Origin of the sequence: Streptomyces calidiresistens (assembly GCF_014141525.1) — a bacterium.
Lineage (GTDB): Bacteria > Actinomycetota > Actinomycetes > Streptomycetales > Streptomycetaceae > Streptomyces > Streptomyces calidiresistens.
This window is the reverse complement of sequence record NZ_VKHS01000515.1, coordinates 1-4,078: the sequence shown is the minus strand read 5'-3', so window position 1 is coordinate 4,078 and position 4,078 is coordinate 1. Positions and strand designations below refer to the sequence as shown.

Annotated in this window: 2 protein-coding genes; one reads left to right on the top strand and one right to left on the bottom strand. The window is 73.2% G+C overall.

Translation table 11 applies throughout. The features are described 5' to 3' along the window. Positions 1-56: 56 nt before the first annotated feature. Positions 57-2,519, top strand: coding sequence for a DNA gyrase/topoisomerase IV subunit A (locus tag FOE67_RS18715; RefSeq protein ID WP_182665808.1), 2,463 nt, complete (start codon positions 57-59; stop codon positions 2,517-2,519). A gap of 83 nt (positions 2,520-2,602) precedes the next feature. Here FOE67_RS18715 and FOE67_RS18710 read toward each other — a convergent pair whose 3' ends face one another. Next, entirely contained in the window at positions 2,603-3,892 is a 1,290-nt protein-coding gene (locus FOE67_RS18710) for a CobW family GTP-binding protein (protein ID WP_182665806.1), read from the bottom strand. Positions 3,893-4,078: the final 186 nt, after the last annotated feature.

Below are 4,078 nucleotides of genomic sequence, written 5' to 3'. Positions count from 1 at the left end.
TGTATAAGAGACAGCGTCCCGACCGTCCGTCACGTGCCGAAGGAGCGCCAGCCGCGATGGCCCGCCGCAGTACGAAGACCCCGCCGCCCGACGATTTCGAGGAGCGGATCCTCGACATCGACGTCGTGGACGAGATGCAGGGCTCCTTCCTGGAATACGCCTACTCGGTGATCTACTCCCGCGCGCTCCCCGACGCCCGGGACGGCCTGAAGCCGGTGCACCGTCGCATCCTGTACCAGATGCACGAGATGGGGTTGCGTCCCGACCGCGCGCACGTCAAGTGCGCCCGTGTGGTCGGTGAGGTGATGGGCAAACTCCACCCGCACGGCGACTCCGCCATCTACGACGCCCTGGTGCGGATGGCGCAGCCGTTCTCCATGCGGCTGCCGCTGGTCGACGGCCACGGCAACTTCGGCTCGCTGGGCAACGACGACCCGCCCGCCGCCATGCGGTACACCGAATGCCGCTCGGCCGCGCCGGCCGAGTTGATGACCGGTTCGATCGACGAGGACACGGTCGACTTCGCGCCGAACTACGACGGCAGCGAGCGGGAGCCGGTCGCGCTCCCCGCCGCCTACCCGAACCTGCTGGTCAACGGCGCCTCCGGAATCGCCGTGGGCATGGCCACCAACATGCCCCCGCACAACCTGGGCGAGGTGATCGCCGCGGCCAAGCACCTGCTCAAGCACCCGGGCGCCGACCTCGCCACCCTGATGCGCTTCGTGCCCGGCCCCGATCTGCCCACCGGCGGGCGGATCACCGGTCTGGACGGCATCCGCGACGCCTACGAGAACGGGCGCGGCACCTTCCGCATCCGGGCCACCGTCGCCGTCGAGCAGGTGACGCCCCGCCGCAAGGGCCTGATCGTCACCGAACTGCCGTTCACGGTGGGCCCGGAGAAGGTCATCTCCAAGATCAAGGACCTGGTCAACTCCAAGCGGCTCCAGGGCATCGCGGACGTGAAGGACCTGACCGACCGCAACCACGGCCTGCGGCTGGTCATCGAGATCAAGAACGGCTTCAACCCCGAGGCCGTCCTCGCCCAGCTCTACAAGCTCACCCCGATGGAGGAGTCCTTCGGGATCAACAACGTCGCCCTGGTCGACGGCCAGCCCCTCACCCTCGGCCTGAAGGAACTGCTCCAGGTCTACCTGGACCACCGGCTGACGGTGGTCCGACGGCGCAGCGAGTACCGACGCGGTCGGCGCGAGGACCGCCTCCACCTGGTCGAGGGCCTGCTGGTCGCCCTCCTGGACATCGACGAGGTCATCCGGGTCATCCGCGCCAGCGACGACTCCGGGGCCGCGAAGGACGCGCTGATGGCGCGTTTCGACCTGAGCGAGACGCAGACCCGCTACATCCTGGACACCCCCCTGCGGCGGCTGACCCGCTTCGACCGGCTGGAACTGGAGGCCGAGCGCGACCGGCTCACCGGCGAGATCGCCGAGCTGACCCGGATCCTGGAGTCCGACGCCGAACTGCGCAAGGTCGTCTCCTCCGAGCTGACCGAGGTCTCCCGGAAGTTCGGCACCCCGCGCCGCACCGAACTGTCGCAGGAGGACGGCGCGCCCCTCGCGGCCGTGCCGCTGCAGGTGGCCGACGACCCGTGCCGGGTGCTGCTCTCCTCCACCGGCCTGCTCGCCCGCACCACCGGGCCGGAGCACCCCTTCGACCAGGGCGGCGCCGGGAAACGGGCCAAGCACGACGTCATCGTCTCCGCGGTGCCCGCGACCACCCGCGGCGAGATCGGCGTCGTCACCTCCGCGGGCCGGCTGCTGCGGCTCCAGGTGGTGGATCTGCCGGAGCTGCCCGCCGACGCGACCGGCCCCGGCCTCGCGGGCGCCGCGCCACTGGCCGAGTTCGTCTCCCTCGCCGAGGGCGAGCGGGTGCTCTGTCTGACCGGTCTCGACGAGTCCTCCCCGGGGCTGGCCCTGGGGACCGAGCAGGGCGTGGTCAAGCGGGTGGTCCCCGACTACCCGGCGGGCAAGGACGAGTTGGAGGTCATCTCCCTGCGCGAGGGGGACCGGGTGGTGGGCGCGGTCGAGCTGCGCACCGGCGAGGAGGACCTGGTCTTCATCACCGACGAGGCCCAACTGCTGCGCTACCCGGCCTCGCAGGTGCGCCCGCAGGGGCGGCCGGCGGCCGGTATGACGGGCATCAAGCTGCCGGAGGGCGGGCGGGTCCTCTCCTTCACCGCCGTGGACCCCGCCGTGGAGGCGGTGGTCTTCACCATGGCGGCGGGCACCGGGGCGGCGGGCTCCCGGGGCACGGCGAAGCTGACCCCGTTCGAGCAGTACCCGCGCAAGGGCCGGGCGACCGGCGGAGTGCGCTGTCAGCGCTTCCTCAAGGGCGAGGAGCGCCTCGCCTTCGCCTGGGCCGGACCCGCCCCCGCCCGGGCGGCCACGGCCTCGGGCGCGGCGGCGCCGCTGCCGGAACCCGACCCGCGCCGGGACGGCTCGGGTACCCCGCTGCCCAAGGCGATCGCGGTGATGGCCGGCCCGGTCGGCCGGGAGGGCTGATCCGACGAGGGCGCCGGTGTCCGCCCCGAGTGGGGCGGACACCGGCGCCTTCGCACGCCCGGGATCGGCCGGGAGCCGGCCGGTCAGTACGGCGGGTCCTCCACCGTCACCCCGGCGACCGGCTCACCGGTACCGGTGGGGAAGGCGGCGCCGTCCGGGTCGTACCCGGAGTACGGGTCCCCGGTGTCGTGCGGGTCGTACGGCGTATCGGGGTCGTACCGGTCGTCGGCCCCTCCCGGGGCGGGGGCGCCGGTGCCGTCCGGCTCCCCGGCCGCCCCGGCGTCGGGGTCCGCGTCCCGGCGGTCGACGAACCTCAGGACGCCGTAGAGCGCGTCGGGGGGCGTCTCCCCCGGCCCGTCCGCCACGCATTCCTCCAGTTCCGCGCGCAGCGCCCCGGTGTCGATCCCGGCCCCGATCAGCACGAGTTCGGTGCGGGGCGCCACTCCCCCGGGCCAGGGCCCGGGCCGGTAGCGCAGGAAGCGCCCCACGGCGTGCACGAGGAACCGCCGGTCCGGTTCGCCCGGCGGGAGCGCGAACCGGACCGTGCCCTTGATCCGGTACAGGCCCTCGGGGCGGCGTTCGGTGAAGGCCGCGAAGCGGCGCGGGTCGATGGGATCGTCGGCGGTGAACGCCAGGGAGGTGTAACCGTCGTGCAGGTGACCGTCGTGCTCCCCCTCCCCCGCGTCCGCCGCACACCCGCCGGCGTCCCCGGCCTCCTCGGCGAGCAGGTCGCCGAAGCTCAACTGCCGGGGCCCGACGACCTCCCGTCGCACCGGGTCGAAGAGCAGACCGGGGTCCACCCGCCCGTGGACGGCCGTGACCACCGGGGCGCCGCCGGCCAGGGAGCGGACCTCCCGCAGCAGGCTCCCCAGGCGGTCCGCCGACAGCCGATCGGCCTTGTTGAGGACCACCAGATCGGCGACCGCCAGATGCCGCTCGATACCCGGGTGCCGCTCGCGGGTGGCCGTGAACTCGGCGGCGTCCACCACCTCCACCAGCCCGCCGTAGAGCACCCGGGGCGAGGAGGCGGCGAGCACCATGCGGGCCAGGACCTCCGGCTCGGCCAGGCCGCTGGCCTCGATGACGATGAGGTCGATGCCGACCTCCGGCTCCGCCAACCGCCCCAGCATCTCGTCCAGGTCCTCGGTGTCCACCGCGCAGCACAGGCAGCCGTTGCCCAGCGAGACCATCGAGTCGACCTGTCCGGCGACCGCGAGGGCGTCCACCCCGATGCTGCCGAAGTCGTTGACCACCGCCCCGATGCGCAGGCCGCGCCGGTTGTGCAGCAGGTGGTTGAGCAGGGTCGTCTTGCCCGCTCCGAGGAAACCCGTCAGGACGAGCACCGGGATGCGCTCGCCTGGTGCCGCCGTCACTGCGCGTCCGCCCCTTCCGTAGGTCCGGCGATGCCGGGATCCCCGCCCCACCGATCGGCAGGGGGTGATGATCAGGATAGGGCGCCGCACCCCGACGGGCCGCGGAACGGGAGTGAGGTTAGGCTCGGCTGTGTCGATGACGGCTCCCGGCCGGCCTCCGATCGTGCCCCGACGTCCCACCCGACC

Coding starts and splice junctions, on each gene's coding strand:
- FOE67_RS18715 (WP_182665808.1), top strand. CDS start 57: ATGGCCCGCCGCAGTACGAAGACCCCGCCGCCCGACGATTTCGAGGAG.